Below are 24829 nucleotides of genomic sequence, written 5' to 3'. Positions count from 1 at the left end.
TGAAAGAGGCAGGGCAGCAGGGGCGGCGTCAGATGGAAAAGTTTGGGAAAAGCCAGCCTGTCAAACGGGTGGAAGACCACCGCTTTCTGACCGGTGCAGGCCGCTATGTCGATGATATCGCCCCCAGCGAGGCGTTGCATGGCGTCTTTTTCCGCGCGCCGGTGGCTCATGGGGTGATTACCGAGTTGGACGTAGATGATGCCCGCGCGGCGGATGGCGTGCATCTGGTGCTGACCTGCGCCGATCTGGAAGCGGCGGGACTGAATATCGCCCTGCCGCATACGGTCGTCGACAACCGCGATGGCAGCAAAGGGGCGGCGCCGCTCCGCCCGATGCTGGCCAAGGACCGCGTGCGTTATGTGGGCGAGCCGGTGGCGCTGGTGGTGGCCGAGAGCTTGCAACAGGCCCGCGACGCGGCGGAGATGATCTTGTTCGATGCCGACGATCTGCCCGCCAAGATGGACATTGCCCCGGGCGGTGAGACCCTGCACGCTGAGGCCCCCGACAACCGCGCCTTTGACTGGCATATGGGTGACGAGGCCAAGGTCGCCGCGGCTTTTGCCAGGGCCGCCCATCGCGTCAAGCTCGAGGTTGGGGATAACCGGATCATCGTCAATTCGATGGAGCCACGGGGCTGCTATGCCGAATGGACCAAGGGCCGTTTGCATGTGGCACTGGGCGGGCAGGGCGTTTGGGCGCATAAGGGGTTTCTGACCAAAGCCTTTGGCCTGCCAGAGGACGCGGTACGCGTGACCAATCCCGATGTCGGCGGCGGTTTCGGCATGAAGGCGATGACCTACCCGGAGTATTTCTGCGTTGCCCAAGCCGCGCGGGCGCTGGGCCGTCCGGTGCGCTGGATGTCGGAGCGGACCGAAGCCATGCTTACCGACAACGGCGGGCGTGATCTGGTGTCGTGGGCCGAGTTCGCCTTTGACGAAAACCATAAGATCACCGCCTACCGCGTCGACACGCGCTGCAACCTTGGGGCCTATAACAGCCAGTTCGGCCAGCCGATCCAGTCGCAGCTCTTCTCAAAGGTCTTGATGGGCGTCTATGACGTGCAAGACACCTATTTGCATGTCGAAGGGTTCTACACCAACACCGTGCAGGTCGACGCCTATCGCGGGGCCGGGCGGCCCGAGGCGATCTATGTGCTGGAGCGGCTAATGGACCGTGCCGCGCGAGAGTTGGGCGTCGATCCATGGGAGTTGCGGCGGATCAACTTCATCAAGCCAGAGCAATTTCCCTATACCACCGCGACGGGCGAGCTTTACGACGTGGGCGATTTCGCGCGGCTGCTGGCCCGTGTGGGGCAGGAGGCCGACCGCGATGGTTTCGCCGCGCGCCGGGCGGAAGATGCCAAGCGCGGCCTGCTGCGCGGGCAGGGGCTGTGTTACTATATCGAAAGCATTCTGGGCGATCCCTCCGAAGGGGCCAAGGTGGTTTTCGAGGGCGATGGCCGGGTGACGATCTATGTCGGCACCCAAAGCAATGGGCAGGGGCATGAGACGGTCTATGCGCAGTTCCTCTCGGACCAGACCGGAATCCCCGCCGAGCGGATCGACGTGGTGCAGGGCGACAGCGATCTGATCAAGAAAGGCGGCGGCACCGGCGGCTCGCGCTCGGTCACCACGCAGAACACGGCGACCTTGGCGACTGTGGCGAAGATCACCGAAGTCTTCACCGGCTTTCTGGCCGAAGAGTTGGGCGTCGCCGCCGCGGATATCACCTTTGACGACGAACGTTTTCGCGCGGAAGGGTCGAACATCAGCCCGACCATGCTGGAGGTGGCCGAAATGGCCCGCGCCAAGGGGCGGGATGATCTGCTGAGCCATCACGAACGCGCCAGCCTGCCGGGGCGCAGCTATCCCAACGGGGCGCATGTGGCCGAGGTGGTGATCGACCCCGAGACCGGGGTGGTGACGCTCGACCGATACACGGTGGTCGATGATTTCGGTAATCTGATCAACCCGATGCTGGCCGAAGGGCAGGTCCATGGCGGGGTGGCGCAGGGCATCGGCCAAGCGGTGCAGGAGCGGGTGGTCTATGATGAGGACGGCCAGCTTCTGACCGCCACCTTTATGGACTACGCCATGCCCCGCGCCGCCGACCTGCCGATGATCTCTTTCACATCCGAACCAGTCCCCTCAACCGCCAATGCCATGGGCATGAAGGGCTGCGGGGAGGCGGGCACCGTCGGCGCCTTGGCGGCGGTGTCGAATGCGGTGCAGGATGCCCTGTGGGAACGCGGCGTGCGGCAGGCGGATATGCCGTTCACCCCGCACCGGGTCTGGGAGATGCTGCAAGGTGCCGCAATCGCAGCCGAGTAAAACCCTGTTCCAACGGCTTTTCGGGCGGTTCTGGCGGCGGCCTGAAAGCGATTTCGGCCCGCGCCGGGGGGCGGTGACCCATGTCATCATCCTCGATGGGACCATGTCTTCGCTCGATCTGGGGCGCGAGACCAACGCGGGCATTGCCTATGGCCTTTGCCGCGAGATGGGCAGCGCCCTGTCGATCTATTACGAGCCGGGACTGCAATGGCGCGATTGGCGCAGCGCTCGGGATGTGATCTTGGGCCGTGGGATCAACCGGCAAATCCGCCGCGCCTATGGCTATCTCGCCTCGCGCTACCGGCCCGGAGATCGGATTTTCCTGATGGGCTATTCGCGCGGCGGCTATGCGGTGCGCTCCCTCGCCGGGGTGATCGACCGGGTGGGGCTTCTGCGTGCCGAGGTGGCGACAGAGCGTAACATCCGCGATGTCTACCGCCATTACGAGGCGCATCACCTGAGCAAGGCGGGCGAACTCTTTGCCCGCGCCAATTGCCACCCCGAGGTCGAAATCGAGGCGATTGGCGTTTGGGATACGGTCAAATCGCTGGGCCTCAACGCGCCGCTGTTCTGGCGGTTCTCGCAGCCGCTGCATATGTTCCACAACCACGACCTGAGCCGCAACGTGAAGAACGGCTTTCAGGCGCTGGCCCTGAACGAGACCCGCGTCGCCTATGCCCCGGTGCTATGGACCACGCCCGAGGGCTATGACGGGCGGCTTGAGCAGGTCTGGTTCCCCGGCACCCATGGCGACGTGGGCGGCCAGTTGGGCGGGCATGAGGCCGCGCGCCCCTTGGCCAATATCCCGCTGGTCTGGCTGCTGTCGCGGATGGAGGAAAGCGGCCTGCCACTGCCCGCAGGCTGGGCCACGCGGTTCGATCAAGACCCCGCTGCCCCCTCCATCGGGCGTTGGCGCGGCTATGGCAAGATGCTGGTGACCCGCCGCCGCCGGCTGGTGGGCGCGGATCCGTCCGAGCGGCTGCATGAAAGCGTGGACCAGCGCCGCGAACAAGCCGCGCCGCAACCGGGGCTGCTGGCCCGGATGCAGGGCGTGATCTCCAGTCTTTAACCGGGGTCGCGGTCCGAAGGGTGGTTGATGCCATCGCTATAGGGCAGCGGCTCCATCTCCCAAGGCAAGACCCCTTCGATCGCACCAAGGTTCACACCGCATTCCTCAGGGTTCGAGCGGCGGCGGTGGTGGGTATAGATGCCACAGGTCTTACAGAAATAGTGCTGCGCGGTATGGGTGCCCCAAGTGTAGAGCGTGAGGTTCCCGGTCCCTTTCAACACGGTCACCGTCTCGGCCAGTGCCGTTGCGGTGGCGGCAGCGCGGCGGCGGCAAAAGGAACAGGTGCAGCGCGCGGCCGAGGCCAGACCACGCGGGAACAGCGCCTCGATCACCACGGCCCCACAGTGGCAAGAGGCGCGGCGGGTTTCGGAGGTTTCGGTCATCTGCGTCTCACTTTCGGAATGCGGCTTTCGCTCAGGTCATAATCGGCGGCGGCATGGGGCGGAAGGCCGTGGGTCTGCCGCCAAAAGGCGAAACCGCCCCGCCGCAGCCAGAGCGGCAGGGTCAGCAACAGCCCCGCGATGAACCCGCCCGCATGGGCCCAATAGGCCACCCCGCCGCTGCCCGGCGTGGCGCCGATCCCGCCGATGAACTGCATGGCGAACCACAGGCCCAACATGATCCACGCCGGGATCGCGAAGATGCGGAAGAACACGATGAAGATCACCAGAATATCGACCTTGGCGCGCGGAAAAAGCAGCAGGTAGCCCCCCATCACCCCCGCGATCGCGCCTGAGGCGCCGACCATGGGCACCCATGACAGCGGCTCTGTCACGACTTGGCCCAGCCCGGCGGCGACGCCACAGGCAAGGTAGAACAGCAAATAGCGCCCATGGCCCATCTCATCCTCGACATTGTCGCCGAATATCCATAAAAACAGCATGTTACCCGCCAGATGCATCCAGCCACCATGCAGGAATTGCGAGGTTATGAGGCCGAAATACCCCTCCCCATGGCTCAGCCGCGCGGGCAGCAGGGCGTAGCTGTAGTAAAATTCGGCCAAGGCGCGCTCATCCGCCATCAGCGACAGGGACGACAGGAACACCCCGATGTTGAGCGCCATCAGCCCATAGGTGACGAAGGGCGTTCGGCCCGAGGGGTTGTGATCACGGATCGGGAACATGCGGGCCAGCCTTTGCCAAGTCGTCCGCAGCGTCAAGCGGCGCGGGGGGTCGTCATGACCTTAGCTGCGCCCGCGGGGGCTTCTGTCAAGCAGAACCGAGCAAATCCCGCGCGATCCGCTCAAAAATACCGGCACCTACGGGGATCAGATCATCGGGAAAATCGTAATCGGGATTGTGCAGGGCGGCATAGCCCTCGCCGGGGCCGAGGCAGAGCATCGCGGCCTTGGCATCGCGCCCGAACAGGCCGAAATCCTCGGAGGCGCGCATCGGTAGGTTTTTCTGCCCATGCGACACACCGAGCGCGTCCATCGCCGCGGCGGCGATCGCGTAAGCTTCGGGGTGGTTGATGGAGGCGGCGAAATGGTCGGATTCTGCGAAAGCTGCCGTCAGGCCATGGGCCTCGGTCACGCGGGCGACTTCGGCGCGCAGGGTCGCTTCGATCTCGGCCAGCGCCGCGTCGCGGGTGCTGCGCAGGGTGGCGTAAAGCGCGGCTTCGCCCGGGGCGACGCCAAAGGTCGGCTCGCCCATGCGCAGATGGGTGAGGGTGATGAGACGGAAGTCATCGTTAAGCGGCCCGCCGGGGCCGAGCGCCTGCAGCACCGGGATCAACTCGGCCAGTGCAAGGGCGGGGGAGGTGCCGTCTTCGGGGCTGGCGGCATGGGCGGTCTTGCCGTGCAGGGTGACGGAGATGCCTTTTGAGGCGCAGTTGATCAGCGCGGGCGCGGTGTCGACATGGCCAAAGGGGCGGCCCGGCTCGACGTGAATGGCAAAGGCGTAATCGGCGGCAATCTCGGCATAGGTAGGGTCGTTCACCACCGCCCGCGCGCCGCTGCCGTCCTCTTCGGCGGGCTGGAACATCAGCACCACACGGCCTTTCGCAACGGGGCGGCGCGCGATCATCCGACCGAGCGCCAAGAGCATGGTCATATGGCCGTCGTGGCCACAGACGTGGGACTTGCCCGGCACCTTAGAGACCCAAGGAATGTCGTGCTCCTCGGGGATCGGCAGGGCGTCGAGTTCCGCGCGGAAGAGCACCGTAGGGCCGGGGATGCCGCTGTCGAAAACCGCCGCAACTCCATGTCCGCCAAGACCGGTGAGGATGCGGGTAGGGGCAAGTTTCTCCAACTCCGCCGCGATGGTCCGGGCGGTCTCGACCTCCTCGCCCGAAACCTCGGGATATTGGTGGAGCGCCCGGCGAAACTGCGTCAACTCTTCGATATCGCGGTTCGTCAGCATGGCGCTCCCCCTAATTGTGCGGCCCGTTCAGGCCATCATCCCCAAGAGCTGTGCATTGCCGCCCGAGGCGGTGGTGTCAACACAGACATGCCGCTCGGCGCGCACGCGCGCGGTGTCGGGCTTGCCGCGCAGCAGCGGGATGATCGCCCCCTCGCGGGCCGCCAGCGCCTTGTCGATCTGCCGCGCCGTCTCCTCATCGCCCCACCAGAGCACGCCGCCATAGGCCGGGCCGGTGGTGAGCGCTTCGGGGTCGATCCGGCCTGCGGCCTCGACCGCGACACCGCCGAGGGCGCGCACGGCCTTGGCCTGCGCCGTGGCCGCCTCGGCCCCCGGTCCCATGCAGAGAAGCGCGGGGCGGGGCAGAGTGGAGAGGCGGTTGCTCTCGCCGGTCGGCCCGGGCATCGACTGGGTTTCAAGCACGGTGGAGGGATGCGCGGGGAGGTCGGGCAGGCTTTGCTGCGCGTTGTCCCATGTGCCCGCGGCCTCCTGATGGTCGGGCGCCGCGAAGCGGGGCAGATAGTTCGGCCCACCCGCCTTCGGCCCGGTGCCCGAGAGCCCCTCGCCACCAAAGGGCTGGCTGCCGACGATGGCGCCGATCTGGTTGCGGTTCACGTAGATGTTGCCCGCCTCGATCCGCTCCGAGACATGCTGCACCCGGTCGTCGATCCGCGTGTGAAGGCCGAAGGTAAGCCCGTAGCCGGTGGCGTTGATCGCGTCGATCACGGCGTCAAGCTCATGGCTCTTGAAGGTCGCCACATGCAGCACCGGGCCGAAGATCTCACGCTTCATGTCGGCAATGCTGTCCACCCGCAGGATCGCGGGGCCGACGAAGCAGCCGCCTTCGGGCGCTTTCAACTCGGCGATCAGACGGCCTTCGGCGCGGGCGGCCTCAATGTGCTCGACAATGGTCTGGCGCGCGGCCGCGTCGATCACCGGGCCGACATCGGTCGACAGGTGCCACGGATCGCCCACGCGCAGCGCCTGCATCGCGCCCTTGAGCATGGTGATCAGGTCTTCGGCAATGTCCTCCTGCACGTAGAGGCAGCGCACCGCCGAGCAGCGCTGGCCTGCGGACTGAAAGGCGCTTTCGACGATGGCTTGCACGGCTTGTTCGGGCAGGGCGGTGCTGTCGACGATCATTGCGTTCAAGCCGCCGGTCTCGGCAATCAGGGGCGTGCCGGGGGCGCAGTGCTCGGCCATGTTGGCGCGGATGCGCAGGGCGGTCGCGGTAGAGCCGGTGAAGGCCACGCCGTTCACGCGGGCGTCACCGGTGAGCGCCGCACCCACCTCGCCGCCGCCCGGCAGCAGTTGCAGCGCCGCGCGCGGCACACCGGCCTCGTGCAGCACCTTGACGGCCAGATGGGCGATCAGCGGGGTCTGCTCGGCCGGTTTGGCGAGCACCGCGTTGCCCGCCGCCAGCGCCGCGGTGACCTGCCCGCAGAAGATCGCCAGCGGGAAGTTCCACGGCGAGATGCAGGTGAAGATGCCCGCGGGCGGCTCGTTGGTGGCCTGACCGGCGTAGTAGCGCAGGAAATCCACCGCCTCGCGCAGCTCGGCGACGCAATCGGGCAGTTGCTTGCCGGCTTCGCGGGCGAGGATGGCAAAGATCTCGCCATAGCGGTCCTCGAACATGTCGGCGGCGCGCAGAAGTGTGGCGCGTCGTGCGTCAAGAGGCGCGTCCCAAGGGGCGGCGTTGTCGAGCGCGGTGGCCACATCGGCCTTGGAGGCAGGGCACACGGTCCCGGGCGAGGTGCCGCCGGTGGGGTTGGCGACGGTTTGGGCAGCCTCGGGCGCAGCTTCGCCCGCCAGCAGCGGTGCGGCTTCCCAAGTGGTGTCCGCGAAGGGGGCGCGAGCCTCCTCGATGGCGGCGAGGGTCGGGGTGTGGGCCAGATCGAAGCCCCGCGCATTGGCGCGCTGCGGTTGGAACACCTCTGGCCCTTTCGGGATCGTCGGGGCGTTGTCGTTCAACTGGTCGAAGGGATCGGCGGCCACGACCTCGGGCGGGACATCCTCGTCGACGATCTGGTTCACGAAGCTGGAGTTCGCGCCGTTTTCCAAAAGACGCCGGACGAGATAGGCCAGCAGATCGCGGTGCGCGCCGACGGGCGCGTAGATGCGGCAGCGGGTGCCGTGCTTGCGCTTGACGATGTCATGCAGCGTCTCGCCCATGCCGTGCAGGCGCTGGAACTCGTAAGCCTCGGGGTCGTCGGCCATATGCAGCACGGCGGCGACGGTATGGGCGTTATGGGTGGCGAACTGCGGATAGATGCGGTCGGTCATGCCCAGAAGTTTGCGGGCATTGGCGATGTAGCTCACATCCGTTGCGGCCTTGCGGGTGAAGACCGGGAAGCCGTCGATCCCCTCGACCTGCGCGCGCTTGATCTCGGTGTCCCAATAGGCGCCCTTGACCAGCCGCACCATGATGCGGCGGTCGTGGCGCTGTGCCATGTCGTAAAGCGTGTCGATCACCACCCCGGCGCGCGGGCCATAGGCCTGCACGACCACGCCGAAACCGTCCCAACCGGCCAAGGCGGGCTCGCCCATCACCGTGTCGATGACCTCAAGCGAGAGCGCGAGGCGGTCGGCCTCCTCGGCGTCGATGTTGAGCCCCATGCCGGCCGATTTCGCCAGAAGCGCCAGCGCCCGCAGGCGCGGCACCAGATCGCGCATCACGGCCTCCTCCTGCGCCAACTCGTAGCGCGGGTGCAGGGCCGAAAGCTTGACCGAGATGCCCGGGTTCTTGCGGATGTCGTCATGGGTGCAGGCATCGGCGATGGCCGAGATCGCGCGGGAGTAGCTGAGGTGATAGCGTTTCGCATCCGCCTCCGTCCGCGCGGCTTCGCCCAGCATGTCGTAGCTGTAGGTGAAGCCCTTCTTTTCCATGCCGCGGGCGCGTTTCATCGCCGCCTGAATGTCCTCGCCCAGCACGAACTGCCGGCCCATCTCACGCATGGCGCGGCTGACGGCGGTGCGGATCACCGGCTCCCCCAGACGTTTGATCGCCGCGCGCAGGTGGCGCACCGGGCCGGGCTGGTCGTCGTCGAGCACGCGGCCCGTCAGCATCAGCGCCCATGTGGAAGCGTTGACGAGACTCGAGGTCGAATGCCCCATGTGGCGGCCCCAATCGGAAGGTGCGATCTTGTCCTCAATCAGCGCGTCGATGGTCTCGGCATCCGGCACGCGCAACAGCGCCTCGGCCAGGCACATGAGCGCCACGCCCTCTTCGGTGCTGAGGCCATATTCGGCGAGGAAGACCTCCATCATGCCGGGGGCCGAGGTGCCCCGGATGTCACGCACCAAACCCGCCGCATCGTCGGTGATCTTGGCGCGGTCCTCGGGCGACAGATCGGCCTGCGCTTTAAGTTCGGTCAGCAGCGCGTCAGGCTCGGCATAGGTGCGCGCGTCGATGGTTTGGCGAAGGGCGGGGGCGTGATCGAGGGCCATGGCAAGCTCCAGTTGATGTTTGGACCAGAATACCGCATGTTGAGAAGGCTAATCGACTTAATGTAGGTGTCACGTTAGTCGTTATGACTGAAGAAGAGGGTGCGGCATGTCAAATGAGCTTTTCAATCTGGACCGGTTTGACAGTGCGATTCTTTCGGTGTTGGCCGAGGATGGGCGCATCAGCATCACCGATCTCGCCCGACGCATCGGCCTGTCGAAATCCCCCACCCAAGCGCGGCTGCGCCGGTTGGAGGAAAGCGGCGTGATCCTCGGCTATCGCGCCTTGTTGGACCCGATCCGGCTGGGGCTGGATCATGTCGCCTTTGTCGAGGTGCGCCTGAATGACACACGCGAGGCGGCCTTGCGGGCCTTCAACCTCGCCGTCGCGAAGGTGCCAGAGATCGAACAGGCCCATATGATCGCGAGCCATTTCGACTATCTGATCAAGGTGCGCACGCGGAACATGTCGGAATATCGCCGCTTTCTGGGGGAGGTCATCTCAACCCTGCCGCATGTGGCCAGCACCTCGACCTATGTTGCGATGGAGGCGGTGAAGGAAACCATGCTCGCCGATACGGCCTAAACCGTCGCCCCTGAACCTTAGCCCCTGAACCTTGAGGCTAGGGCCATTCGCCCATTTACACCGCCCGCGTGATGCTTATTGTGCGCCCCGATGCGGGCGTGATGGAATGGTAGACATACCAGACTTAAAATCTGTTGGGGCGTAGCCCCGTGTGGGTTCGAGTCCCACCGCCCGCACCATCTTTTCAAAGACTTAGCTTGCTTTCGCCAGCGTCGCAGGCGCTACCACTTGCGTGGCCCCGGGGATGAAGACGGTAAAGGTCGTGCCCTGACCGAGCGTGCTTTTGACCGTGATGTCACCGCCATGGGCGAGGGCCAGCTTCTTGCAGATCGCGAGGCCCAGCCCGGTGCCGCCTTCGGCGCGGTCATCGGCGTCTTCGATCTGGGTGAAAGCCTCGAAAATGCGGTCGAGATCCTGCGCGGCGATGCCGACGCCATTGTCCTCGACCTCGAAAACGAACCCGCCCGCCTGCGGGCGGGCGCGCAGGTAGATGTCCCGCGCCTTGGAGAATTTCAGCGCGTTGCCGACGATATGGCCCAGCAATTGGAGGCTGCGGCGGCGGTCGGCGGTGACGGTTAGCGGTGGGGTGTCGATATGCAGCGTGGCGGTCTTGTCATGCGCAGAACCGTGGTGCGCTTCGACGACCTCTTCCAAAAGCGCGCGGGTCTCGAAGGCGGTCTTGTCGAGCGCGAGGTCGTTCAACTCCATATTCGTATAGTCGAGGATATCGTTGATAATGTTCAACAATTGTCCGCCCGCGAATTTGATGCGCTGGCCGTAGAGTTCCGCCTGATCGCCCATCTTGGTGAAATGTTCGGACTGCGGTTTCTCATCCGGGCCGAGCTTGGCAAGGTTGTGGCGTTTGAGTTCCGACATGAAACTGGCGTAGCCGATCACGATGGTCAGCGGGGTGCGCAATTCGTGGCTCAGCACGCTCATGAATTCCGACTTTGCCCGGCTGGCGCTTTCGGCGGCATCGCGGGCCTGACGCAGTTCCTCGACGCTTTCGTTGCGGGTGCGGTTTTCGACCACATAGCTAAAGAGCGCGGCCAGCGCGATGATGGCGGCGGTCCCGGCGATGATCAGCGCGATCAACTTGTACTCGACCGGATTGACGTAAAGCGGCTGCGCGGCCAGCGGGGTGACCTGAAAGGCGGCCATGCCGGTGAAATGGAGCAGGATGATCGCCAGCGCCAAAAGCGCCGTCATCCATAGCACGCTGCCCTTGCTCCCACGGCTCGCCGCGGCAAGCGCGAGGGTCGCAAGCACGACCGCGATGATGACGGAGGCGGTCAGATAGCCCATGTCCCAATGGATTGCGCCCTGCACGCGATAGGCGACCATGCCGGTATAATGCATGGCCGAAATCGCCAATCCAAAGATCGTCCCGCCCAGAACCGTGGCCCGCCGGGATTTGAGCAGCCCCGCGATGACGACACCCAGGATCGAGCCGACGATGGCGATGATCAGCGACAGGAAGGTGAGCGTGAAATGGAAGGTCGCCGGCGCGTCGAGCTGATAGGCAAGGATCGCGATGAAATGGGTGCACCAGATCGTCACCCCCGCCGTCATCGCAGTCAGATAGCACCAGATCAGCGCCTGTGGGCGGGGTTGTTCAAGCACATGCTTATAAAGCCGCGACACCACCCAACTGCCGAAGATACAAAGCAGCGCTGCAAGCAGCACAAGTCCGAGGTCGTGATCGTGGTGAATTGTATGGGCGACCCGGAACATCTTTATCCTATCTAATATTAACACTTGGTTAATAGCTGTCGGAATAGGGCCAAAATAAGGCTCTCGCAAGTTCACACTGTGCCTACATTTTTTAACTCGGTCGTAAGACCTTGCCACTAATCCTGCGCCAAGTCGGCAGTGGGACAGGATGAGGCAGATACAGACGTATGGCGGGATTTGGGAAGGGTGTGAGATGGCTCAACCATCTGCAGCAAAAGGCTTTTCGCCTGCGTGGCTATGGTGCGCGGATGCTGAACTTTGCACCGCTGCGTCGCGTTTTTGGGCGTGGCAAATGGCGTGAGATGGCGCGCCTGTCCGGGGAAGATACCGCCCGCCATGAGGGCAGGCTTACCTCGGGGCAACTTCCGCTCATCTCCATCGTATTCGCGGCAGAGCGGCGCATGTTTAGGCAGAACCTAGATGGCGGGCCGCCCAAGGCGGGGCTTCGCGGGGCGCTTGTGCCCTCTCTTGGCCCCGCGGGCGGGAAGGGGGCGGCGGGTGACGCCATCCTGTCCCCCGTCAAAGCCGATATGGTCGAAATCGAGGTGGTTTTTTCCCCCGATGGGCGCGTTTGCCACGCCAATGAGGCGGCCTGCGGGGTTACCTATGGGCTGGGGGATTGTCTGATCGGGCAGCATATCGGCGAACTGTTCGGGCCGCGGCTTTGCGATGGGGCAGAGATCGACACGCTTTGGGCGCAGGCGCTTGCGGGGCAGACGCCGCAGGGCGGCTTTCAGATGCACCCGGGGGAGGAGACGGCCCGGATTGTCCACGGATGGCTCACCGCGGCGCGGGATCCCGAGGGGCGGGGGCATGGCGTCCGGTTTCGGGGTGTGGAGGCGGCGGCGAATGGCGTGGGACCGGTGCGCGCGGTGCCAGACGTAAAGCGGGCGCGGGGCGGTTAGCCGAGCGCTTCTGCCGTAGAACGAAACAGCGGCGCATGACCGCGCGCCGCCGTTCCTACATTTCTGATCAGTCGCGCTTACCGGCGAAGCGTTCGGCCCAGCTTTCGCGGTCCTCATCGCTGATCTTGGCAAAAAGCACCTCGGGCACTTCAAAGCCGTGGCCGGGGGCAAGCTTGCCCAAGGCCGTGGGCACATCGTCGGGCCACGGCATGTCGTCGACCTTCATCGCCGCCAGCATCGAGGCCGAGGCCGTGGGGATGAAGGGTGCGGAAAGCACGGCATAGAGCGGGATCAGGTTCAACGCCAGCCGCACCTGCGCCGCCGCGCGGTCGGGGTCGGTTTTGAAGGTGGTCCAAGGCGCTTGGGCCTGCAGATATTCGTTGCCCGCGGCCCAGATGCCGCGCAGTTCGGCGGCGGATTTGCGAACCTCCATCGCCTCCATCAGCGTCTCGTAACGGGCGACGCGGGCGGTGATGTCTTCGATAAGCGCCTGTTCCGCCTCGCCGTATTCACCGGCCTCGGGCACCGCTTCGCCGAATTTGGAGCGGCAGAACTTGGTGATCCGGCTGACGAAATTGCCCAGCACGTCGGCCAAGTCCTTGTTCACCGAGGCTTGGAAATTTTCCCAAGTGAATTCGGCATCCGAGGTCTCGGGCGCGTGGCTTAGGAGCCACCAGCGCCAGTAATCCGCCGGTAGGATTTCCAACGCCTGATCCATGAAGACGCCGCGCCCGCGCGAGGTGGAGAACTGACCGCCGTCATAATTGAGGTAATTGAAGGACTTGATGTAATCCACCAGCTTCCACGGCTCGCCGGACCCCTTGATTGTGGCGGGGAAGCTCAGGGTGTGGAAGGGGACATTGTCCTTGCCCATGAACTGGGTATAGCGCACGTCTTCGGCGCCTTTGTCGGTGCGCCACCAGCTTTCCCAATCGGTGCCCTTGCCCGCATCGACCCATTCCTGCGCGCAGGCGATGTATTCGATGGGGGCGTCGAACCAGACGTAGAAGACCTTGCCTTCCATCCCCGGCCAGTCCTGATCGCCGCGTTTCACCGGCACGCCCCAACTCAGGTCGCGGGTGATGCCGCGATCTTGTAGCCCGTCGCCGTCATGCAGCCATTTCTTGGCGATGGAGGTGGTCAGCACGGGCCAATCGGTCTTGCTGTCGATCCAGGCGTCGAGTTCGTCCTTGAGTTGGCTTTGCTTCAAAAACAGGTGTTTGGTCTCGCGCATCTCCAGATCAGTAGCGCCCGAGATGGTCGAGCGCGGGTTGATCAGATCTTCGGGGTCAAGCTGCTTGGTGCAATTGTCGCATTGATCGCCGCGCGCATCCTCGAACCCGCAGTTGGGGCAGGTGCCCTCGACATAGCGGTCGGGCAGGAAACGCCCGTCGGTCGGCGAGTAAATCTGCCGTTGGGAGACTTCCTCGATCAGCCCCTGATCCGCCAAGGCACCGGCAAAATGCTGGGTGAGCTTGCGGTTCTGCGGAGAGGAGGAGCGGCCAAAGTGATCGAAGGACAGGCCGAAGCCTTCGGCGATACGGGCCTGTGTTTCATACATCTCGGCGCAATATTCATCGACCGGTTTGCCCGCTTTCGCGGCGGCAAGCTCGGCGGGGGTGCCGTGCTCGTCCGTGGCGCAGAGGAACAGAACATCCTGCCCCCGGCCCCGCAGGTAGCGCGCGTAGAGGTCCGCAGGCAGCTGGCTGCCCACGAGGTTACCCAGATGTTTGATCCCGTTGATATAGGGGATGGCGGAGGTGATGAGGTGGCGTGTCATATCTATATTCCCGTGCTTGGCGCAGCCTTATCGCAAGGGCTGCGCCAGTTCCAGCAAAAGACGGGACCGGTCAGTCGCGGTCCCGCGCGCGGCCTAAGAGCCGGCCGATGAGAAAGCTGGTCCGTGGTGCGTAGACGTAGGGCGTCCGCTTGGCCAAGGTGGGCCGCGCGCGCATCCGGGCAAGGCCAAAGACCACCAGCCCCCCATGCGCCGCCGCGATCATCGCGAATAGCGCCGCCGCGCCAAAATTGTCGATCAGGACCGAGGCGAGATAGGGCGCGCCGATAGCACCCAGAGCGAAAAAGAACATCAGGGCGGCGGAAAGCTCCACCCGTTCGTCGGAACTGGCAAAGTCATGGGCATGGGCGGCAGAGACCGAATAGATCGGAAAGGTCGTGGCGCCAAAGAGCCCGGCCGAGAGCATGATCCCCGCCGTGCCATAGCCCGCGCCCATCACGGTGACCGCACAGCCGCCCATCGCAGCGACCGAAAGCCAAATCAGAACCCAGCGGCGGTCGAACTTATCGGCCAGCATCCCCATGGGATATTGCGCCAGCGCACCGCCCAGCACGAAGGCGGCAAGGAACCAAGCGATCTGCGGCGCGCTGAGGCCGACTTCTTGGCCGTAGATCGGCCCGACCATCCGGAAAGACGCGCTTGAGACGGCGGCCACGATGACCCCCGCCGCCGCCAGCGGCGAGCGGTCAAAGGCAAGGCGGGGGCGCAGGCGCGGCTGGCTCGGTGTGTCGGGCGGGCGGACTTTGGTCAGCGTCAGCGGCAAGAGGGCGGCACAGCAGCCGATGGCCAGCAGGTTGTAAGAGACGTATGACGCCGGGGCGAGCACGCCCACGATCAACTGCGCGGCGAGAGAGCCGCTCATGTCCACCACCCGGTAGATGCCCATGGTGCGCCCGCGCGTCTCATTGGTGACCTTGGCCTGCATCCATGCCTCGATCACCGTATAGCAGCCCGCCACGCACATGCCCGAGGCGACCCGCATCAGCCCCCATGCATAGGGGTCCACGACCATCATATGCGCCATCAGGCCGATCGACCCGGCGGCGGTGAAAGCGGCAAAAGCGCGGCTGTGGCCGACGCTGCCCATCAGCCGGGGCGCCCACCAGCAGCCGATGAAGAACCCCAAAAAATGCGCCGAGCCGAGCATACCGATTTCCTGACGGCTGAACCCAAGCTGCGCGCCTGACAGCACGTCGATTGGCCCCACACCCCCGGTGGAGAGTTGCAAAAGGATGACCGAGAAGAACAGGGCGGCGAAGGAAATGAGCAGGCGCATGGGCGCAGATTGCGTCCATTGCTGCCCGAACGAAAGGCCGAATGCGCCGGGGCTGCGCTTTTGTCGGCGCGCTAGGATCGGCGCGGGGCAATTGCCCTTGCGAAGGCCGGGCAGGCGGCTAGGTTGCGGGCAAATCACAAGCGAGGGACCAAAAGATGAAGATGAAAAAGCTCGGCTCCAGCGATATCGAGGTCTCGCATTTCTGTTTGGGCTCCATGACATGGGGCACCCAGAACTCCGCCGAGGAGGGCCATGCGCAGATCGACCGCGCGCTGGAGGCCGGGATCAACTTCATCGACACCGCCGAGATGTACCCCGTGAACCCGATCAGCGCCGAGACGATTGGCCGGACAGAAGAGATCATCGGTCAATGGGTCGCCCGCCACAAGCGCCGGGACGAGGTGGTTCTGGCCAGCAAACATTCCGGCGAGGGGATGCAGCACGCCCGCGACGGCGCGCCGATTTCCTCCGCCACGATCCCCGGCGCCATCGAAGGTTCGCTGAAGCGCTTGCAGACGGATTACATCGACCTCTACCAATTCCACTGGCCCAACCGCGGCAGCTATATGTTCCGCAAGAATTGGCACTACGACCCGTCGAACCAGAACCGGGCCGAGACCATGGCGCATATGGAAGACGCCCTCGGTGCGCTGCAGCGTGAGGTCGAGCGGGGGACGATCCGCGCCTTTGGCCTGAGCAACGAAAGCGCTTGGGGGCTGACCCAATGGGCCGCCGTGGCCGAACGGGTGGGCGGGCCACGCCCGATCTCGGTGCAGAACGAATATTCGCTGATGTGTCGTTTGGCCGATACCGATGTGTCCGAGACCTGCGTCAATGAGCAGATCGACATGCTGGCCTTCTCTCCGCTGGCCGCGGGCTTGCTGACCGGGAAATATCAGGGCGGGAAGATCCCCGCCGGGTCGCGTCTGGCGCTGAACGAAGACCTCGGCGGTCGGGTCACCCCCCGCGCCTTTGAAGCAGTCGCGGCCTATCTTGACGTGGCCGAGAAACATGGGCTCGACCCGGTGCAGATGGCGCTGGCATGGTGTGCGACACGGCCCTTCATGGGCTCTGTGATCTTTGGCGCGACCAGCCTTGAGCAGCTTGACGTGGCGCTTGGCGGGGCGGAACTGAGCCTCAGCGATGAGGTGATGGCCGATCTCGACGCGGCGCATAAAGCCCATCCGATGCCCTATTGATGGGCCGCCTTGGGATGCATTTGGCGCGGCGGGGGGCCATGCTGCTGCTGTTGGGCGCCCTCGCGGCCTGCAGTAGCGGTGAGGCACCGCCCGCCCAGACAGGGTTCCGCGATGCGGAGGCTTTGATCGGGGCCACCAGCCGCTATGACGCGGCGCGCTTTGGCGGCGATTGGCAGGTCCGGGCCGCATTCCCCGGTGACGCCGACCTGCAGGCCGTGACCTTCGCGCCGGAAGGGCCGACCCTGATTGAACAGCGCCAGACCTGCGACAGCGCCGGATGCCGCAACACCCGTACCCTTTGGGCGCTGAGCGCAGAGGGGTCGGGCCGCTATACGATGCGCGCCGCCGTCGGCGGGGCCGAACGGCCTTTCTGGGTGCTCTGGGTCGACGAAGGGTTCCGCACCGCGGTCATCGGCAGCCCCGAGGGCGGCTATGGCTGGATCCTCGACCGTCGAGCGACAGGTGGCGCGGACCGGATCGCCGCCGCACAGGAGATATTGGATTTCAACGGCTATGACCTCGGGGCCTTAGAGATGAGACCCTAAGGCACTGGCCCTGCCGCCCGCCTTCGGCTTATAGGCTGTTATGGACAGTGCTTTCGCCCCCGATCTGTGGATCCTCGTCACCCTTGCCGCCGCCGTCTTTCAGACCGGGCGCTTCATGCTACAAAAACATCTGGCCACCGATACGCTTTCGGCGGGCGGGGCGACCTTTTCGCGCTTTCTCTATTCCGCGCCCTTCGTGGCGCTCTTGCTGCCGCTCTATCTGGCGCTGAGCGGGCAGGGGGTGCCGCCGCTAGGGGCGGGCTTCTGGCTGTACGGGGCGATGGGCGGCACGGCGCAGATCATGGCGACGGTCTGCGTGGTGCTGTTGTTCAAGCAGCGCAATTTCGCCGTCGGCATCACTTTCAAAAAGACCGAGGTGATCCAGACCGTGCTGATGGGCTGGATCGTGCTGGGCGAGGGGGTCTCGGGCGCGGGCTTTGCGGCCATCGCCCTTGGCGTGCTGGGGCTGTTGTTGCTGTCCGGCGGGGCCGATGCGCGGGGGCTGCGCCTTGGCGATCTGCGCAACCGTGCGGCGGGGCTGGGCATCGCCTCGGGTTTTCTCTTTGCGATCTCGGCGGTCTGCTATCGCGGCGCCTCGCTCGCCGTGGCCTCGGGCGATCCGCTGTTGCGGGCAGGGGTGACGCTGGCGGCGGTGGTGCTGATGCAGACGCTGATCATGGCCCTTTGGCTGCGGCTGCGCGAACCGGGGCAGATGCGCCGGGTCTGGGCCGCGCGGCGGGTGGCGGTTTGGATCGGGCTGACCTCGATGGGCGGGTCGCTCTGTTGGTTCATCGCATTCACCCTGCAAAACGCGGCCTATGTGAAAGCCTTGGGGCAGGTAGAACTGATGCTGAGCATCGCGGCCACGACCCTGTTCTTTCGCGAGCGGATTTCGCGCCGGGAATGGGCGGGAATGTCGGTGCTGACGGTCTCGATCCTGATGCTGGTTTTGGTGACCTAGCCCGTCATCGGGCGGCCATGCAGGCGCAAAAACAAGCTTTCTTCGTCGTTGTTCTTGAAAAACGGGACCGAGGCAGGCGGGCTGGTGTCGCGCGCGCGGGCGGCGACTTCGGCCAATACGACCTCGGTGATGAAGGGCATGTCGAAGGATCGCGCCCGGCTCAGCGGCACCCATTGCAGATGTGACAGCTCATCACAGGCGGCGTCGAAATCGTCGGGGTCGCTGGCGATGTCGTCGGCATCCACCAGAAAGAACCGCGCGTCGAAACGGCGCGGGCGGCCCGGCGGTGTCAGCGCGCGAAACACGAATTGCAGGGCGGAGGCGTCGGGCAAATGGCCCGTGGCTGCAAAGCTCTGCCAGTCGGGCGGCACATCCCCCTGCCATGCGCCTTTGCGGCCCAGCACCAGACCGGTCTCTTCCCAAAGCTCACGAATGGCGGCGACGGCGATGGCACGGGCGAGGGGCGGCTCAGCATCGTCGCAAAGCCTGCCGTGGCAAAGCGCGTTCACCGGGGCGGCAAGGGGCACATTGGCATCGCCCGCGTCCACCGCCCCGCCGGGAAAGACGAATTTATTCGGCATGAAGGCCGCCTTCGCCCCGCGTTGGCCCATCAGGATATGCGGGGTCTCATGGCGGTCACGCAGCACGATCACCGTGGCGGCGTTGCGGATTTTGGTCTTGTCGATGGTCATGCGGTAGCGCTCCGGCAGTCAGGGGCCGAAGGGCAGGCCGCCTCAGCTTGACCGGCCGAAACCGCCCATCCTTTTGGCCCATTGAAAGCCGATCATGGCCCCCTTCAGTCTGGGCAGAAGGTAAAGCGACAGCGCCGTACAGCCAACTGCAAAAATGGTGAACAGGGTCAGAGGTTCAGGCCGCCAGACCGCATAGGCGATGTGCAGCCCCGGCGCCAAGAGGTGACCGACCAGCAAAATGGTCAGATAAGCCGGGCCGTCATCGGCGCGATGATGGTGGAACTCTTGACGGCAGACCGCGCAGTCGTCGTTCACTTTCAGATAGCCATGCAGCAACTCTCCGCCCCCACAGGAGGGGCATTTGCCACGCCAACCGCGCAGCATAGCAGGCAGGCGGGGCCGCTCTTCGCTGGCGTCGGTCTCTGCGGTGTCGGGGGACAATTGCTGTGTCTGTGACATGGGGGCGATCCTCTGGTTGAGGGATAGATGCAGTCTGGGGCGTGAAATGAAAAGACCGGAGGTTGCCGTTGCGGCGCCATGTCGCGCAGGGCGGGTCTTTGCCGATTTTTTCGAAAAAAGTTTGGAAACCTGCGACGGAAGTTTCGGGCTTTGCCGTTTGACCCTGTGATCGCGGCGCAAAAGCGCGAGACGATCTTTAAGAAAAACGAGGAGTATCAAGATGACCATTCGTACCAATATGAAGATCGCAGCCCTCAGCGGATTGTTGGCCGTGGGTGCCGTGGCCGCCACCGCCCAGCCGAACGGGCAGGACCGGTTCCAGCAGCTTGACGCAGATGGCAACGGTGCGATCACGCAGGCAGAGTTTCAGGCCCATGCCGAGGCGCGTTTTGCCAAGGTTGATGCCGATGGCGACGGTTTCGTGACCGGCGAAGAGTTGAAGGCCGCAGGCGATGCACGCCGCGCCGACCGCGCCGCCAAAATGATTGAGCGTTTCGACACCGATGGCAACGGCGGCCTCGACGCCTCCGAATTGGAGGCCATGGGCGACAGACACGGTGGCAAGCGCGGCGGCAAAGAGGGCGGCAAGCACGGTGATAAGCACGGTGATAAGGGCGCCCGCATGATCGAGCGCATGGACGCCAACGACGACGGCAAACTCTCGATGGAAGAGATGACGCAGCGCCATGATCCGGCCAAGATGTTCGAGCGTCTGGACGAAGACGGCAACGGCAGCATCAGCGCCGAAGAGTTCGAAGCGGCGAAAAAAATGCATGGCAAGCGGCACCACAAGGGTGACAAAATGGACCATGACAAGCCGCAGCGCGACTAAATGAAGCCTCGGGCGCGCTTGATCATGGCGCGCCCGGACCTTAGCCATGGACGGGATGCAGGATTTGCCCAACGCGCAGCAGGATGCGGATGCCGAATTGTTGCAACGCTATGCCAATGGCGATGCGGCGGCGGCGCGGGTGCTGACCGCGCGGCTGGTGCCACGCCTCCACGGCCATGCGCTGCGGGTGCTCGGTGACCGGGCCGAGGCCGAGGATGTGGCCCAGGAGGCGATGCTGCGGCTTTGGCGTCAGGCGCCGAAGTGGCGCGTGGGCGAAGCCAAGGTGACCACTTGGCTCTACCGTGTCGTGGCCAACCTCTGCACCGACCGTCTGCGCCGCCGGGGGGCGGGGGTGGCCGGGCTCGATGATGTGGCGGAACCCGCCGATCCGACCCCCGGTGCCGCGCAGAAGATACAACAGGCCGCGCGTGTGGATGCGCTGCAACAGGCGCTGGCCACTTTGCCCGACCGCCAGCGGCAAGCGGTGGTGTTGCGCCATATCGACGGTATGGCCAATCCCGAGATCGCCGAGGTGCTGGGCATCGGGGTCGAAGCGGTGGAAAGCCTGACCGCGCGGGGCAAACGGGCATTGGCCGCGCAATTGTCGGCACAACGGGACGCATTGGGGTTTGAAAATGAGTGACTTCGACGATCTGGAAGATTTCTTTGCCGCGGCCCGGGCCAATCCGCCACAGGTCTCGGCCGATTTGCAGGCGCGGGTTCTGGCCGATGCCGAAGCGCATATGCCCAAAGCGCCGCGCCAGCCGTGGCATCGAGCGCTCTGGCAACTCTTGGGCGGTGCGGCGGGGCTGAGCGGTCTTGCGACCGCTGCGGCTGTCGGGGTTTGGGTCGGTGTGGCACCGCCCGAGGGTATGCCGGATTTGGCTGGGCAGTTCGTAACCGGCACATGGGAGACCGAAACCTCGGACCTCACGGTGGCTGACACAGGCAGCGAATTCGGTGGATTTGGCTGGGACATGGAGGAAAGTTGAGATGACACAGGATCCGACACCACGGCGCAGGCGCCTCATGCGGGTGGCCCTTGGCCTGTCACTGGCGCTGAACGTGATGATCCTCGGCGCGCTTGGCGGGGCGATGTGGCGTCACGGTGGGCCGGGGCCGCATGGCGGGGGCGATTTGCCGGGGCTGCGCAGCTATGCTTCGCCCTATGTGCAGGCGCTGCCACCCGAGGCACGGCGCGGGCTGCACGGGAAAATGCGCACCAGTGGCAAGGCGCGGCACCTCGACCGGGAAGCGCGGCGCGCGCTTTACGACGAAATGCTCGCCGCGCTTCGGGCCGAGCCGTTTCAGGCGGATGTGGCCGCCGCGGTGCTGGCCGCGCAAGGCAAGGCTGCCGCGGGTGTTCAGCAGGTCGCTCATGAGGCGTGGTTGGCCGAGGTCAGCGCGATGGATGCCGCTGCCCGCCAAGACTATGCCGACAAGCTGCAACAGCGGTTGGAGGCGGGGCCGCCCGGCAAGAAAGGCAAACGCGAACGCTGAGCGGCTCGGTGCCCGGTCTTGCCCTTTGCCAGACGGCGGGCTAGGCCGAGGGTGAATGACCCCGGCAGGGGCGGCGTCAGCCGGCCCCTTGCCCCTTAGAAAGCCCGGCCCATGACCGACAGTTCTCAGACCATGCACAGCGGCGCGGAAACCGTGCTGGCCAGAGCCAAGGCTTCACCCGCGCGGCGGGCGGTGGGTCTGTTGTCACTGGCGGGGCTGGGGCTGTTGCTGATCTATTCCGCGCTGACCCGCTCGCCCGATCCGGTCTGGCAGAGCGTGCTGGTGTTGGTGGGGCTGGGCTTTATCGCGATTGCCGAGGTGATGCGCCGCGCCACCGCCAGCGCGGTGGAACTGACCGAAGAGGCATTGCGCGATGCCGATGGCCGGGTGATCGTCCGCATGGACGAGATCGCGCGCATTGATCAGGGGGCTTTCGCGGTCAAACCTTCGAACGGTTTCCTGCTCAAGACCAACCGCCGCGTGGCGCGGGGCTGGCGTTTGGGCCTGTGGTGGAGCCTTGGCCGCCGGATTGGCGTGGGCGGCATGACCCCGGCCAATGAAACCAAGCTCATCGCCGAGATCATCCGCGCCAAACTGGCCGAGCGTGAGGCCGCTTAACCGTCCGACCAGACCGTGCGCGGCGCATAGCGCGGGCGCGTGAAGACGAAGTTGTGGATGTCGCGCCGCTCCAACCCGGTTTTGAACAGCGGCTCGAAGTCGCGCCACGTCTCGACCAGTGTGACACGTTCGTTGTCGGGCATGACGGGCAGCTTTCCGTGCCAGTTGCGCACATCGTCGCTGGTCAAAGGCTGGACCGTTCCGCGCACCTGTGACCAATCCGCGTGGTAGCGGTTGTTTTCCGCGTCATACCAGAGCGAGCTGACCCGGATCGCGGTTTGCCCGGTGCCGCGGGTGAGATAGTCGAAGAGTTGTTGCATTCCTTGGAGATAGTCCGCGTCAATCGCCTGCGTCTCACGCGAGATGGCGTCGCCGATGGTATAGGCCGCCGTCTGGTTGAGGTTGTACATCCGGAAGGTGTCAAAGGTCGAATACATTGCCAGATAGGCCCAGAACATCAGCGGCAGCATGATCACCGTCTCAACGGCGATGGAGCCATCCTCGCGCCCTTTGAACCGGGCTAGCAGATTGCGGAAAACGCGCATCAATTCGGCTCCTGTACGAAGGCCGCGCTTGAAATCATGGAAACCCGGCCCGCGCCGTCTTTCTCCAATGCATAGCCAAGGCCGGTGGTGGGAAAGAAGGGCTCGAACCGCGCGCAGGCGCGCAGCAGCATCAACTGATGCTCGACCCCAAGGGTCCAGCCCCGCACTGGTCTGGGGTCTTCGGAAGTGTCGACGCAATCGGGCGACTGGTCGAAGCTGGCGAAATTGCGCGGGTCCACGCGGATCATCTCAAGGCGCAGGGTCTCTTCGCAGTCATCCAGGAAGATCGCGGCCTCGCAGATTTTGTCCTTGATGGTCTGATGGGTCATCGGGGTATTGGTGTTCAGCCGAACATAGCGCACCGTCATGTCGAGCCCCCGGTCAAGGAACATGTGGCGGATGGCGTAAAAGCTCATTTCGACGGACATGAGCAGGCAGCCGAAGAGCAGCGGCGACAGGATGGCGAATTCCATCAACATGGCCGAGCCATCTTCATCGCCGCGAAACCGGCGCCATGCCTTGATGCAGCGCTGTATCATTGCGTCAGCCTCAACTGGTTGATCTGGCGGGCGATGGCCTCGAATGCGCTGACGATTTCCACCCCTTCGACGCGGAAGAAATGGCTGTCGGAGGAGGCGCAGTTCTTCATCACCGATGCGCCATGGTCGGTCACTTCAAAGCCGATCGACCAGATCACGATGCCCTTGGCCTTGGCCGCGTCGCAGATGTTGTCGAGCAGGCTGTCGGCCCGGGAGGCGGTATATTTGGTCGAATACCACCGGTAATGCTCGCTTGAGCGGACATTGCGGTTCAGCCACCAGTAAAAGGGGTAATCGCTCCAGTGGTTGTAATGGTCCTGATTGGCATAGACTTGGGGATTGATCCGGCGGGTGGTCACGTTCACCCCATCGGTCATCAGGATCACTGTTTTCAGCGTGTCGATATCGCCGTAGTCAGCGGGGCGCCCTTGGAAGGCCGCATCGCCGCCGATGGCCTGATTGATCGCGCGGAAGGACGGGTCGAGCAGCGCCACGCCCCATTTCATGCCCAGATGAATGGCGGTGTTCGCGCGGGGCTGAAAGTTGGAAATTCGGGCCTTGAGCGCGGCGGCGTTCTGCGAATAGGCGGCCACCTCTTCGTAGTCCCGCTTTGGGCAGCCGGGGTTGTAGATATTGTCATAACGCCCGGTGTTGTCGCGGTGATAGCCGTTCCAGCTATAGCCCGCCTCGAAATGTTGCATATGCTCATAGCTGCGGGTCTGGCTGATGGCGGTGAGGTCAAACTCGCTATCGTCGAAATCAACGCAATGGGAAAAGGAATGCAACTGGGTGATGTTCAACTCATCCATGATGTCCTTTCCGACGTTGACCTGCGCGGTATAGGGTACGACAGAGATTGAGATCAGGTCCGCGTTCTCGGGCTTCAGCACGGTGTCGATGAAGGCGTCGCTCGCGTCATGCAGGTTGGCCATCTTGCCGTTCTCCCGCATGGAGCCGGAGATATCGAGCACCATGGAAATCTCGACCTTGTTAACCTTTTCCTCCGCCGTAGATTTGGCAGGGACATGCAGCCGGTCTTGGCCGAATTTGCTCATGAACATCGTGTTGAGCGTGCGCGAGGCATCGACGGTGACGCGGCGGTAGTTCAACCCTTCGTCGACCGTCACGCTGGACACGTATTCGGCCAGCCCCGCCTTGTCGAAATAATCGCGGGCCACGGCCTCGGGGCTGAGCGTCTGGTCGAGATCGGCAGCCGCCAGCACGGCCCGGTCGGCCACGGCCTGCACCCTTGCGCGTTCGCGCTCATGGCGCATCAGATCCACGCCGATGCCCCCCATGAGGATCATCAGCAGGATCATCAAAATGGCGAAAAGCGTGACCAGCCCGTCTTCCTCCCGCGCGAAGCGGCGCAGCAGGGCGGCCAGGGGCCGTTGGGGGTTTTCCGAACTGTAAGACGTTTCGCGCATCGTCGTTAACCTT

General features: G+C 64.5%; 24 protein-coding genes and 1 tRNA gene. 13 read left to right on the top strand and 12 right to left on the bottom strand.

Annotated elements, in window-relative coordinates:
• Positions 1 to 32: 32 nt before the first annotated feature.
• Positions 33 to 2330, top strand: a complete 2298-nt coding sequence (locus tag ACGYK7_RS11425) for a xanthine dehydrogenase family protein molybdopterin-binding subunit (RefSeq protein ID WP_394402332.1) — start codon at positions 33 to 35, stop codon at positions 2328 to 2330.
• Positions 2308 to 3399: a DUF2235 domain-containing protein gene (locus tag ACGYK7_RS11420; protein ID WP_394402330.1), complete on the top strand. Its 1092-nt coding sequence runs from the start codon at positions 2308 to 2310 to the stop codon at positions 3397 to 3399. Before ACGYK7_RS11425 ends, ACGYK7_RS11420 begins: the two co-directional genes overlap by 23 nt.
• On the opposite strand, the gene ACGYK7_RS11415 is transcribed toward ACGYK7_RS11420, so the two are convergent.
• From ACGYK7_RS11415 to putA, 4 genes are all read right to left on the bottom strand, one after another.
• A complete protein-coding gene (locus ACGYK7_RS11415) occupies positions 3396 to 3782 on the bottom strand; it encodes a GFA family protein (protein WP_394402328.1) in 387 nt (128 codons plus the stop codon). The two genes, ACGYK7_RS11420 and ACGYK7_RS11415, sit on opposite strands and share 4 nt — an antisense overlap.
• Positions 3779 to 4522: a rhomboid family intramembrane serine protease gene (locus ACGYK7_RS11410; RefSeq protein ID WP_394402325.1), complete on the bottom strand. Its 744-nt coding sequence runs from the start codon at positions 4520 to 4522 to the stop codon at positions 3779 to 3781. Before ACGYK7_RS11410 ends, ACGYK7_RS11415 begins: the two co-directional genes overlap by 4 nt.
• Before the next feature lie 85 nt (positions 4523 to 4607).
• The gene (locus tag ACGYK7_RS11405; protein ID WP_394402322.1) at positions 4608 to 5759 is read right to left on the bottom strand and encodes an amidohydrolase; all 1152 of its coding nucleotides are present in this window, start codon (positions 5757 to 5759) and stop codon (positions 4608 to 4610) included.
• 27 nt (positions 5760 to 5786) lie between these two features.
• Positions 5787 to 9203: a bifunctional proline dehydrogenase/L-glutamate gamma-semialdehyde dehydrogenase PutA gene (putA, locus tag ACGYK7_RS11400; RefSeq protein ID WP_394402319.1), complete on the bottom strand. Its 3417-nt coding sequence runs from the start codon at positions 9201 to 9203 to the stop codon at positions 5787 to 5789.
• Between the two features lie 106 nt (positions 9204 to 9309).
• Here putA and ACGYK7_RS11395 point away from each other — a divergent pair, with 106 nt between their 5' ends.
• Together ACGYK7_RS11395 and ACGYK7_RS11390 are read left to right on the top strand one after the other, a co-directional pair.
• A complete protein-coding gene (locus tag ACGYK7_RS11395) occupies positions 9310 to 9786 on the top strand; it encodes an Lrp/AsnC family transcriptional regulator (RefSeq protein WP_067267484.1) in 477 nt (158 codons plus the stop codon).
• Positions 9787 to 9878: 92 nt separating this feature from the next.
• Positions 9879 to 9965: transfer RNA gene (locus ACGYK7_RS11390), tRNA-Leu, on the top strand.
• A 13-nt stretch (positions 9966 to 9978) separates the two neighbouring features.
• Here ACGYK7_RS11390 and ACGYK7_RS11385 read toward each other — a convergent pair.
• Positions 9979 to 11520: an MHYT domain-containing protein gene (locus ACGYK7_RS11385; protein ID WP_394402316.1), complete on the bottom strand. Its 1542-nt coding sequence runs from the start codon at positions 11518 to 11520 to the stop codon at positions 9979 to 9981.
• A 188-nt stretch (positions 11521 to 11708) separates the two neighbouring features.
• On the opposite strand from ACGYK7_RS11385, the gene ACGYK7_RS11380 reads away from it, so the two are divergent.
• The gene (locus ACGYK7_RS11380) at positions 11709 to 12425 is read left to right on the top strand and encodes a PAS domain-containing protein (RefSeq protein ID WP_394402313.1); all 717 of its coding nucleotides are present in this window, start codon (positions 11709 to 11711) and stop codon (positions 12423 to 12425) included.
• Positions 12426 to 12492: 67 nt separating this feature from the next.
• Here the strand turns inward: ACGYK7_RS11380 and metG are convergent, their stop codons facing one another.
• Both metG and ACGYK7_RS11370 read right to left on the bottom strand, forming a co-directional pair.
• Positions 12493 to 14205, bottom strand: coding sequence for a methionine--tRNA ligase (gene metG, locus ACGYK7_RS11375; protein ID WP_394402310.1), 1713 nt, complete (start codon positions 14203 to 14205; stop codon positions 12493 to 12495).
• A 70-nt stretch (positions 14206 to 14275) separates the two neighbouring features.
• Positions 14276 to 15499 (bottom strand): MFS transporter, encoded by a 1224-nt coding sequence (locus tag ACGYK7_RS11370; protein ID WP_394402307.1) that lies wholly within the window; start codon positions 15497 to 15499, stop codon positions 14276 to 14278.
• A gap of 155 nt (positions 15500 to 15654) precedes the next feature.
• Between ACGYK7_RS11370 and ACGYK7_RS11365 the strand changes: the two genes are divergently transcribed.
• From ACGYK7_RS11365 to ACGYK7_RS11355, 3 genes are read left to right on the top strand one after another with little or no spacing between them, the layout of a single operon-like run.
• Positions 15655 to 16698: an aldo/keto reductase gene (locus ACGYK7_RS11365; RefSeq protein ID WP_394402304.1), complete on the top strand. Its 1044-nt coding sequence runs from the start codon at positions 15655 to 15657 to the stop codon at positions 16696 to 16698.
• Positions 16699 to 16736: 38 nt separating this feature from the next.
• The gene (locus ACGYK7_RS11360; protein ID WP_394402301.1) at positions 16737 to 17243 is read left to right on the top strand and encodes a lipocalin family protein; all 507 of its coding nucleotides are present in this window, start codon (positions 16737 to 16739) and stop codon (positions 17241 to 17243) included.
• A gap of 40 nt (positions 17244 to 17283) precedes the next feature.
• Positions 17284 to 18204, top strand: coding sequence for an EamA family transporter (locus ACGYK7_RS11355; RefSeq protein ID WP_394402299.1), 921 nt, complete (start codon positions 17284 to 17286; stop codon positions 18202 to 18204).
• On the opposite strand, the gene ACGYK7_RS11350 is transcribed toward ACGYK7_RS11355, so the two are convergent.
• Entirely contained in the window at positions 18201 to 18896 is a 696-nt protein-coding gene (locus ACGYK7_RS11350) for a DNA mismatch repair protein MutT (RefSeq protein WP_394402296.1), read from the bottom strand. The genes ACGYK7_RS11355 and ACGYK7_RS11350 overlap by 4 nt on opposite strands.
• Before the next feature lie 42 nt (positions 18897 to 18938).
• Entirely contained in the window at positions 18939 to 19355 is a 417-nt protein-coding gene (locus ACGYK7_RS11345) for a DUF983 domain-containing protein (RefSeq protein ID WP_394402293.1), read from the bottom strand.
• Between the two features lie 220 nt (positions 19356 to 19575).
• On the opposite strand from ACGYK7_RS11345, the gene ACGYK7_RS11340 reads away from it, so the two are divergent.
• The 5 genes from ACGYK7_RS11340 (at position 19576) to ACGYK7_RS11320 (ending at position 22305) form a co-directional block, all read left to right on the top strand.
• A complete protein-coding gene (locus tag ACGYK7_RS11340; RefSeq protein ID WP_394402290.1) occupies positions 19576 to 20187 on the top strand; it encodes a calcium sensor EFh in 612 nt (203 codons plus the stop codon).
• 46 nt (positions 20188 to 20233) lie between these two features.
• Positions 20234 to 20830 carry an RNA polymerase sigma factor gene (locus tag ACGYK7_RS11335; protein WP_394402288.1) on the top strand — a complete coding sequence of 199 codons (597 nt, stop codon included), beginning with the start codon at positions 20234 to 20236 and terminating at the stop codon, positions 20828 to 20830.
• Positions 20823 to 21179 carry a hypothetical protein gene (locus ACGYK7_RS11330; RefSeq protein ID WP_394402285.1) on the top strand — a complete coding sequence of 119 codons (357 nt, stop codon included), beginning with the start codon at positions 20823 to 20825 and terminating at the stop codon, positions 21177 to 21179. Before ACGYK7_RS11335 ends, ACGYK7_RS11330 begins: the two co-directional genes overlap by 8 nt.
• A 1-nt stretch (position 21180) precedes the next feature.
• Positions 21181 to 21687: a periplasmic heavy metal sensor gene (locus ACGYK7_RS11325; RefSeq protein ID WP_394402282.1), complete on the top strand. Its 507-nt coding sequence runs from the start codon at positions 21181 to 21183 to the stop codon at positions 21685 to 21687.
• A gap of 111 nt (positions 21688 to 21798) precedes the next feature.
• Positions 21799 to 22305, top strand: a complete 507-nt coding sequence (locus tag ACGYK7_RS11320) for a hypothetical protein (protein ID WP_394402280.1) — start codon at positions 21799 to 21801, stop codon at positions 22303 to 22305.
• Here the strand turns inward: ACGYK7_RS11320 and ACGYK7_RS11315 are convergent.
• The 3 genes from ACGYK7_RS11315 to ACGYK7_RS11305 are packed head-to-tail and all read right to left on the bottom strand — an operon-like array spanning position 22302 to position 24816.
• On the bottom strand, positions 22302 to 22850 hold the full coding sequence (locus tag ACGYK7_RS11315; protein WP_394402278.1) for a TadE/TadG family type IV pilus assembly protein: 549 nt from the start codon (positions 22848 to 22850) through the stop codon (positions 22302 to 22304). The genes ACGYK7_RS11320 and ACGYK7_RS11315 overlap by 4 nt on opposite strands.
• Entirely contained in the window at positions 22850 to 23389 is a 540-nt protein-coding gene (locus ACGYK7_RS11310; RefSeq protein ID WP_394402277.1) for a TadE/TadG family type IV pilus assembly protein, read from the bottom strand. Before ACGYK7_RS11310 ends, ACGYK7_RS11315 begins: the two co-directional genes overlap by 1 nt.
• Positions 23386 to 24816, bottom strand: coding sequence for a pilus assembly protein TadG-related protein (locus ACGYK7_RS11305; RefSeq protein ID WP_394402275.1), 1431 nt, complete (start codon positions 24814 to 24816; stop codon positions 23386 to 23388). The genes ACGYK7_RS11310 and ACGYK7_RS11305 overlap by 4 nt, the downstream gene beginning before the upstream one ends.
• Positions 24817 to 24829 lie beyond the last annotated feature (13 nt).

It is taken from the genome of Sulfitobacter sp. 1A15299, assembly GCF_043556915.1.
Taxonomy (GTDB): domain Bacteria; phylum Pseudomonadota; class Alphaproteobacteria; order Rhodobacterales; family Rhodobacteraceae; genus Sulfitobacter.
Note: the sequence above shows the minus strand (reverse complement) of the source record. Positions and strands in the feature narration are given on the sequence as shown.

Excerpts from the sequence above, each read along its gene's own strand:
- ACGYK7_RS11425 (WP_394402332.1), top strand. The coding sequence starts at position 33 with ATGGAAAAGTTTGGGAAAAGCCAGCCTGTCAAACGGGTGGAAGACCAC.
- ACGYK7_RS11415 (WP_394402328.1), bottom strand. The coding sequence starts at position 3,782 with ATGACCGAAACCTCCGAAACCCGCCGCGCCTCTTGCCACTGTGGGGCC.
- ACGYK7_RS11410 (WP_394402325.1), bottom strand. The coding sequence starts at position 4,522 with ATGTTCCCGATCCGTGATCACAACCCCTCGGGCCGAACGCCCTTCGTC.
- ACGYK7_RS11405 (WP_394402322.1), bottom strand. The coding sequence starts at position 5,759 with ATGCTGACGAACCGCGATATCGAAGAGTTGACGCAGTTTCGCCGGGCG.
- putA (WP_394402319.1), bottom strand. The coding sequence starts at position 9,203 with ATGGCCCTCGATCACGCCCCCGCCCTTCGCCAAACCATCGACGCGCGC.
- ACGYK7_RS11395 (WP_067267484.1), top strand. The coding sequence starts at position 9,310 with ATGTCAAATGAGCTTTTCAATCTGGACCGGTTTGACAGTGCGATTCTT.
- ACGYK7_RS11385 (WP_394402316.1), bottom strand. The coding sequence starts at position 11,520 with ATGTTCCGGGTCGCCCATACAATTCACCACGATCACGACCTCGGACTT.
- metG (WP_394402310.1), bottom strand. The coding sequence starts at position 14,205 with ATGACACGCCACCTCATCACCTCCGCCATCCCCTATATCAACGGGATC.
- ACGYK7_RS11370 (WP_394402307.1), bottom strand. The coding sequence starts at position 15,499 with ATGCGCCTGCTCATTTCCTTCGCCGCCCTGTTCTTCTCGGTCATCCTT.
- ACGYK7_RS11365 (WP_394402304.1), top strand. The coding sequence starts at position 15,655 with ATGAAGATGAAAAAGCTCGGCTCCAGCGATATCGAGGTCTCGCATTTC.
- ACGYK7_RS11360 (WP_394402301.1), top strand. The coding sequence starts at position 16,737 with ATGCTGCTGCTGTTGGGCGCCCTCGCGGCCTGCAGTAGCGGTGAGGCA.
- ACGYK7_RS11355 (WP_394402299.1), top strand. The coding sequence starts at position 17,284 with ATGGACAGTGCTTTCGCCCCCGATCTGTGGATCCTCGTCACCCTTGCC.
- ACGYK7_RS11350 (WP_394402296.1), bottom strand. The coding sequence starts at position 18,896 with ATGACCATCGACAAGACCAAAATCCGCAACGCCGCCACGGTGATCGTG.
- ACGYK7_RS11345 (WP_394402293.1), bottom strand. The coding sequence starts at position 19,355 with ATGTCACAGACACAGCAATTGTCCCCCGACACCGCAGAGACCGACGCC.
- ACGYK7_RS11340 (WP_394402290.1), top strand. The coding sequence starts at position 19,576 with ATGACCATTCGTACCAATATGAAGATCGCAGCCCTCAGCGGATTGTTG.
- ACGYK7_RS11335 (WP_394402288.1), top strand. The coding sequence starts at position 20,234 with ATGGACGGGATGCAGGATTTGCCCAACGCGCAGCAGGATGCGGATGCC.
- ACGYK7_RS11330 (WP_394402285.1), top strand. The coding sequence starts at position 20,823 with ATGAGTGACTTCGACGATCTGGAAGATTTCTTTGCCGCGGCCCGGGCC.
- ACGYK7_RS11325 (WP_394402282.1), top strand. The coding sequence starts at position 21,181 with ATGACACAGGATCCGACACCACGGCGCAGGCGCCTCATGCGGGTGGCC.
- ACGYK7_RS11320 (WP_394402280.1), top strand. The coding sequence starts at position 21,799 with ATGACCGACAGTTCTCAGACCATGCACAGCGGCGCGGAAACCGTGCTG.
- ACGYK7_RS11315 (WP_394402278.1), bottom strand. The coding sequence starts at position 22,850 with ATGCGCGTTTTCCGCAATCTGCTAGCCCGGTTCAAAGGGCGCGAGGAT.
- ACGYK7_RS11310 (WP_394402277.1), bottom strand. The coding sequence starts at position 23,389 with ATGATACAGCGCTGCATCAAGGCATGGCGCCGGTTTCGCGGCGATGAA.
- ACGYK7_RS11305 (WP_394402275.1), bottom strand. The coding sequence starts at position 24,816 with ATGCGCGAAACGTCTTACAGTTCGGAAAACCCCCAACGGCCCCTGGCC.